Below are 6,939 nucleotides of genomic sequence, written 5' to 3' on the forward strand. Positions count from 1 at the left end.
CCGAGGGTTTAGCGACCCAAATCGCGCTGAGGTTCCCGCCTAGCGGCACGTCTCGCTTCGTATCTCCTTCGGAGAGGCTTCGCCAACGCCTACAGCGTGCGTTTGGGTCAAGACAGCGCACCAAGCAGGCTTTAGGCTTTAGGGAAAAGAGCAAATACCATTAATGTCTTTCGCCTAGCCCCCTTTCCCCCTCTCCCCGTCCCCTTGTCCCGCTTTGCACCTCACCCTTCCCCTCAACAATCGTACTGGTTCTGAAATATTCGATCGATTATTTCGATCCGATCGCATTGCGACTTTATTGGAAAGTCCGGTGACTAATGCCGATCGAAATGCGATCGCAAGATACTCGATTTGCGCAGGGGCACCACGAGAGAGTGATGATGGACAAGTGCATTTATTTACGCCAGCCATCGGGGAAATTTTAGATTGTTTGCGCGGTTTACTGGTAAATAGCCAGGAGACATCGGATCTACCAGCTCATCTACCTTTTACTGGCGGTTGGTTGGGTTGGCTGGGTTACGAACTAGCCTGGGAAATCGAAGCATTACCCGATCGCAAACCAGACCCGTTACCATTTCCGATCGCTTACTGGTATGCTCCCCAGGCGTTTGCGATTTTGGATCATTGGGAACAACTTTTATATATATCCGCATCTACGACTGCAGAATTAACCGCGCTGAGTGAGAAATTAACACTAGACGATCGTGGGGATCGCTCTCCAAAAAAGACTTCCACGGATTCGATCGCTACAGATTTAGAATTTTTCACATCAGAAACTGAATATCAACAGGCGATCTTACAAGCTCAAAAATATATTCAAGCTGGCGATATTTTTCAGGCTAATTTATCCCTGCGGTTTAGCACTCACACCGAACTCGATCCTTGGCAGATCTATCAACATCTCCATCGTATCAACCCTTCACCATTTGCCAGCTATTGGCAGACCCCGTGGGGATCGATGATGAGTTGCTCCCCCGAACGATTGGTGCAGTACCAATCGCCACTTGCCACCACTCGCCCGATCGCGGGTACCCGCAAACGCGGTCACACTCCCACCCAAGACTTGCAATTAGCAGCAGAACTCTTGAGTAACGACAAAGAGATTGCCGAGCATATCATGCTGGTAGATCTCGAACGCAACGATCTCGGTCGCGTCTGCCGCTGGGGTAGCGTTCATGTCGATGAATTGCTGTCGATCGAACGCTATAGTCATGTCATGCATCTGGTCAGTAATGTGACTGGCGAATTAGATCCCCAGTACGACTCGATCGATCTGATTCGCGCTATGTTTCCTGGCGGCACGATTACCGGCTGCCCCAAAGTCCGCTGCATGGAAATTATCGCCCAGCTCGAACCCTTCCCGCGTAGCTTGTTTTACGGCTCCTGCGGCTATCTAGACCGGCGCGGTCGCCTAGATCTCAATATTTTGATTCGGACATTGTTGTATCATCAAGGCACCGTCTGGGGGCAAGTTGGTGCCGGTATCGTCGCTGACAGCAATCCCCAGCGCGAGTGGCAAGAATCTCTCCAGAAAGCAGCCGCTCAAATCGCCGCGTTGGGTATTAAGTAGGGGATAGGGGATAGGGGATAGGTATTAGGGAATAATAAAGATTAGGAATAGGACGCAAGCGTTCTTATCTTTCTCCCTAAAACTATAACCTTCATAAAATCTAACCTCTATCAAATCTAACCTCTCTCTACCCCTATTCCCTATCCCCCATCCCCTACTTAATGACTTCCGAAAACTACCTCAACCATCCGACTTTTGGCTTGCTCTATCGCATTTGTATTGTTGAGGAGAACCAAGAACTATTTACGACTCTTTACGCACAGCGCGTTTTTTTTCTAGTTAGTTATAATGCCGAAGGATTGTTGTTTCAGCCAGTAACTCGTGCTGATGCTCGCTTGACGATCGATACTCGCATTCGGTTACTCAGACGCAATGGTCAAATTCTCGAATCTCAAGAGCTACAATCAACGATGCAAAAAAATTTCCCAGGGTAGCCAAGTTACGAACCAACTATGGTCGATCGTACATAATAGTGAGTAAGAGCGCGATCCCCTGTTTTGTCTTGACGGTATTCAACCTGGAGGGAATTTCCAGGATCCTCACTTCTACCTCCTACTCTCTACTCCCTAGCCCCTAGATGACGATCGCCCACAATATCGAGACTATTCGTCAAAATTTACCGCCTTCAGTAAAATTGATGGCGGTCAGTAAGCAGGTGCCTGTAGATTCGATCCGGGAGGCTTATGCTGCCGGGATTCGGGATTTTGGCGAGAGTCGGATTCAAGAAGCGCAGGTAAAACAAGCCGAACTAGCTGACTTGCCAGATATTTGTTGGCATCTGATCGGACATTTGCAGGGCAATAAGGTGCGCAAAGCCGTGGAAATGTTTGACTGGATTCATTCAGTCGATAGCCTTAAGCTACTTCAGCAGATCGATCGTGTCTGTGGGGAATTAGAAAAACAGATCGAGATCTGTCTCCAAGTCAAAATCCTGCCCGATCCCGATAAATATGGCTGGACGATTCCCGAGCTGCTCGCCGATTTGCCCCAAATTGCTAAATCTCAACACCTACATATTCGCGGTTTGATGGCGATTCCGCCACTGGGTTTAACCACAGTGCAAACGCAACAATTATTCGATCGGGCGCGGGATCTCAGCCAGCAGATTGCCCTCCAACCAGAGTTGAATCTCCAAATGACCGAACTATCGATGGGGATGTCTGGTGACTATGTACCGGCAATTGCTGCTGGAGCCACCATCGTCCGGCTCGGCAGTATTTTATTCGGCCAGCGTATTAAGGAATGAAAACCGATTGTAAACAGTTATTAAGTAGTATCAAGTAAAATTATTCGATCGATTTTTAGAACGGCGATCGGTACTAAACTATGCAACTGTATCTAAATGTCTTACTCCCTCTACATCGAGGGTGTGCTGGCAAGCGGTCAACATCACCGAGCCGTCAATCTACGACAACTTCGCTGGTGTCCGCTGAAAATACATATCTGGAACAGTTTCTAACTCTAGATCGTCTCACTTCAAGATTGGTACCACAGCAATATCGGTGACTGTATCGAACTAACCTAGAGTCAATGTGTATAGACGATAGGTGCCGATGCACGAATACCTGGAAAATCTCATTTTCAAGGTATTGATTTAATTGATGTTAATTAAATCCGTCGATTTAACCGCGAGTGATTTTGCGTTGGTGTAAAATGCCTAAGTTATGTTAAGCACTTTTACTTTCCCATTAACCAATCGACTCCTATTCTGGTAGGTGTTACTATAGCTGACTCGATCGTTACAATGACTAGCACAATCATTGTAATTTAATGTAAGATTCTTCTCATCCGCATTTTCTACTATCCCGATCGTCGATCGGACCGCATATGGGTCAGAAAATTCAGGTTTTCCAGCAGAATGGCCGAATGAAGACTAAGATGCACGCGAATATGAAAATCTTAAATTCCTAAAGATTCTCTTAATATTCTTGAATTTTGTGATACTATGCTCGGTGTCAGAGCGAACGATACTCCGTATTGTTATACCCAGCCCGTTGGGATGGCATCTTCTGACATTTGGATTGTCAACAAAATTAGTGCTTCAGACAATAATCGATCGAGTGCTGTACTTGCCGTTGAAGATTAGCCTTCGAGAGTAGCTCGTCAGCATAGTATAGTTACGCAGCATCAATACCACAACAACAGGGCGCAGGAGTAGTTAAAGGTGAAAGTTTTAGACAGATTCAAAGATTTCATGGGTTTAAACGAAGAAGATTACGATGATTGCGATGACACAGATAGTGATGCGTATCGCACTGAATTTCAGCAACCAGAACCCCCAGCTCAACAGCCAATTATCGAAGAAGAACGACGTGGCTTCCGACGCGTAACTGCCGAAACGCGCACTCCTACCAAAATTAATAACGTCGTGGGGATGCCAGGGATCGTGCATGGAGTATCCGAAATGATCTTAATCGAACCACGTTCTTTTGAAGAGATGCCCCAAGTGATCGATGCATTGCGGCAGAGGAAGTCCGTGATCCTGAACATGACACTGATCCGTCAAGAAGAAGCTCAGAGATCGGTAGATTTCGTGGCTGGTGGTACGTATGCAATTGACGGTCACTACGAACGGATTGGTGATAATATCTTCTTGTTCACGCCAAACTGTGTCCAAGTCAGTACGCCGACTACAGTCATCAATGACACGACTAACCAACAAGCACCAGCAGAGCGGACAGTCGGTCGCACTCGATCGAGTCAATCGACTCCTGCATGGGGCACTGAGCCGATCGTCGCCGCTCAGTAACTTAGTTAACTAGGGCAACTGCAATCGGTATTGAGCTGCTCGATAACTAAAAGCACGAAATCTTATGTCGGTCAAACTAGGTGTCATCGGTGGCGGGGTCATGGGTTCTGCCATTGTCTCCCGCCTAATTACACAAGGTACTTATCAGCGTACCGAAATCGCGATCGGCGAACCCACACTTAAACAGCGGGAATCTCTGCACCAGTTATATGGAGTTGAGGTAACTGATGATAATAATTTGGTGGCAATGGCTCCAGTGTTACTACTGGCAGTCAAGCCCCAAATTTTTGGTTTGGTGGCGAGTGGGATCGTTCGCTTCAATCCCGAGCAGGTAATAATTTCCATCCTGGCGGGGGTCAGTATTTCCCAACTCGAACGGGCATTTCCCGATCGAGCCGTAGTCCGCGCCATGCCCAATACGCCCGCAACTGTCGGAATGGGATTGACGGCCATTGCCGCCGGATCTCGCGTCAGTGCCGAGCAGATGGAGCTAGCGACCCAAATTTTCCAAGCCGTTGGGGAAGTCGTCACCATCCCTGAATCTTTAATGGATGCCGTGACTGGTTTGTCTGGTTCTGGCCCCGCGTATGTGGCGATCGCGATCGAAGCACTAGCCGATGGTGGCGTTGCTGCCGGTCTCCCCCGTGCGATCGCCGATCGATTGGCCTTGCAAACGGTGTTGGGCACAGCCACGCTGTTACAAGCATCACAACTCCATCCCGCCCAATTAAAAGATCGCGTTACTAGTCCGGGCGGGACGACGATTGCCGGAGTCAGACAGCTAGAGCAAGCAGGTTTTCGATCGGCACTAATTGAAGCGGTGATGGCTGCGACCAAGAGATCTCAGGAATTGGGTAACAGTTGATAGTGGATTGTGGATTGTGGATTGTGGCTAGTTAACAGTTCGCCCTGAAGCTCCGCGTATTGTACCTCTCGATCGGGAGTCGCTTACTTAACGGCAGTTCGGGTTAAGAAATGCCTGGAGACTGGAAGTCTCGGCTTGTGATGCAAAGTCCGCCTGTCTTGAAAAGGTGCTTCACTTGGGCAAAGCCCAAGACCGCACTTTTCGCTACGCGGACTGATTAACTAGTCCGCTTAGGCGGACTTTGTTGCAATAGCCCCGATTTGCGACCGAAATCGCGCTGAGGTTTCCTCAGCGTGCGTTTCGGTCAAGACACAATCGGAGGCGGGACTCGAACAAAGCAAATATCCTTGACCCGAACTCACGTTACTTACAGCTTGTCTCGATACCGATCTAGCACCATTTCTAGCTCCTCACTTCCCAATATGGCTTCAAACTTTAGTAACCAGCGCACAAAAAATCCTAAAACCCGCCGCCGGAAACCATCGCGCCAACAAAGAGCCAGACAGATCGATCGATCTGTCTGGCTCTTTGTTCTCTTGGTTCGAGCGAGTATCTGTGGCTTGGGCGCAAGTGCGATCGCGGGTACAGCTATGTCGATCGTCAATCCCCCCAAAGCACCGCTCTCGATCGATATCGCTCCCCCACCTAAACCACTCCCGATCCCGATCGACAATCTCCAGCAAACTACTGCAAGTATCGAACTGACCGATCGACTTCAGGCTGCGATTAAAACCAAACTTAAATTAGATCCCAGCTATATTTTCGTTAATAGCGATAGTGGCGAGTACAGCCAACTCGGAGCCGATCGAGTCTTACCAGCAGCCAGTACGATTAAATTACCGATTTTAATCGCGCTGTTTCAGGATGTCGATCTGGGTAAAGTCAAATTATCCGAACAACTCACCATCGACCAAAAATCGATCGTGGGGGGATCTGGAGATTTACAAGAGCAAAAACCCGGGACGCAGGTGAGTATCCTCGTTGCTGCGACCAAAGCGATCGCCATCAGTGATAATACCGCTACCAATTTACTGATTCGACGGTTGGGTGGCGCGTCAGCTCTCAATCAAAGGTTTCGGAATTGGGGGCTGCAAATGACCGCCATCAATCGGCCCCTCCCCGATCTCGAAGGCAAAAATGTCACTACGGCTAGAGAATTGGCGCGATTGATGAGATCGATCGACCCTACTACTCAACAGTCCCCAAGTAGTAAAATCGTTTCCGATGCTGCCCGCACCCAGATGTTAAACATGATGAGCAATACTTACCGCAATACCATGCTCCCCCAAGGCTTAGGCGCAGGTGCAAAAATCGCCCACAAAACTGGCGATATTGGCTCGCTGATTGCCGATGTCGGCTCGATCGAACTCCCCTCCGGCAAAAAATATATCGCCGCAGTCCTCGTCAACCGCCCCTATAACGATCCAACGGGGCCGGAACTAGTCCGCACCATGTCAAAAATCGCCTACGAATATTTCCGCACCCCCACACCGAAAATTAGTCCTGGAGTTCCTAAGAGGGAATAGGGGATAGGGGATAGTGAATAGAGGATAGTGAATAGTGAATAGTGAATAGGATGTTATGGAAGAATATAGAATACAGTGTAAAGCCTAAAGCCTAAAGCCTAAAGCCTAAAGCCTAAAGCCTAAAGCCTAAAGCCTCATCCCTATCCCCTATCCCCTATCCCCTATCCCCTATCCCCTAAAATGCACTTATTAATTCCCGCTGCTGGCATGGGGAAAAGGATGCTACACG

The 6,939-nt window shown here is 48.6% G+C and carries 6 protein-coding genes; all 6 read left to right on the forward strand.

Annotated features, from left to right (window positions below; genetic code table 11):
* Nucleotides 1–214 precede the first annotated feature (214 nt).
* The 6 genes from RMO84_RS03990 to RMO84_RS04015 all read left to right on the forward strand — a co-directional run bounded on the left by RMO84_RS03990 (nucleotide 215) and on the right by RMO84_RS04015 (nucleotide 6,710).
* On the forward strand, nucleotides 215–1,570 hold the full coding sequence (locus RMO84_RS03990; RefSeq protein WP_310487176.1) for an anthranilate synthase component I: 1,356 nt from the start codon (nucleotides 215–217) through the stop codon (nucleotides 1,568–1,570).
* A gap of 161 nt (nucleotides 1,571–1,731) precedes the next feature.
* Nucleotides 1,732–2,004, forward strand: a complete 273-nt coding sequence (pipX, locus tag RMO84_RS03995) for a transcriptional coactivator PipX (RefSeq protein WP_310487177.1) — start codon at nucleotides 1,732–1,734, stop codon at nucleotides 2,002–2,004.
* Nucleotides 2,005–2,147: 143 nt separating this feature from the next.
* Nucleotides 2,148–2,816 carry a YggS family pyridoxal phosphate-dependent enzyme gene (locus tag RMO84_RS04000; protein WP_310487178.1) on the forward strand — a complete coding sequence of 223 codons (669 nt, stop codon included), beginning with the start codon at nucleotides 2,148–2,150 and terminating at the stop codon, nucleotides 2,814–2,816.
* A gap of 918 nt (nucleotides 2,817–3,734) precedes the next feature.
* Nucleotides 3,735–4,319 (forward strand): cell division protein SepF, encoded by a 585-nt coding sequence (locus RMO84_RS04005; RefSeq protein ID WP_310487179.1) that lies wholly within the window; start codon nucleotides 3,735–3,737, stop codon nucleotides 4,317–4,319.
* A 64-nt stretch (nucleotides 4,320–4,383) separates the two neighbouring features.
* Complete coding sequence (gene proC / locus RMO84_RS04010) at nucleotides 4,384–5,184, forward strand: pyrroline-5-carboxylate reductase (protein ID WP_310487180.1); 801 nt, start codon at nucleotides 4,384–4,386, stop codon at nucleotides 5,182–5,184.
* A 422-nt stretch (nucleotides 5,185–5,606) separates the two neighbouring features.
* Entirely contained in the window at nucleotides 5,607–6,710 is a 1,104-nt protein-coding gene (locus RMO84_RS04015) for a serine hydrolase (RefSeq protein ID WP_310487181.1), read from the forward strand.
* The last annotated feature ends 229 nt before the right edge of the window (nucleotides 6,711–6,939 follow it).

Source organism: Chamaesiphon sp. VAR_69_metabat_338 (genome assembly GCF_031423935.1).
In the GTDB taxonomy this organism is placed as follows: domain Bacteria; phylum Cyanobacteriota; class Cyanobacteriia; order Cyanobacteriales; family Chamaesiphonaceae; genus Chamaesiphon.

Coding starts and splice junctions, on each gene's coding strand:
- pipX (WP_310487177.1), top strand. CDS start 1,732: ATGACTTCCGAAAACTACCTCAACCATCCGACTTTTGGCTTGCTCTAT.
- RMO84_RS04000 (WP_310487178.1), top strand. CDS start 2,148: ATGACGATCGCCCACAATATCGAGACTATTCGTCAAAATTTACCGCCT.
- proC (WP_310487180.1), top strand. CDS start 4,384: ATGTCGGTCAAACTAGGTGTCATCGGTGGCGGGGTCATGGGTTCTGCC.
- RMO84_RS04015 (WP_310487181.1), top strand. CDS start 5,607: ATGGCTTCAAACTTTAGTAACCAGCGCACAAAAAATCCTAAAACCCGC.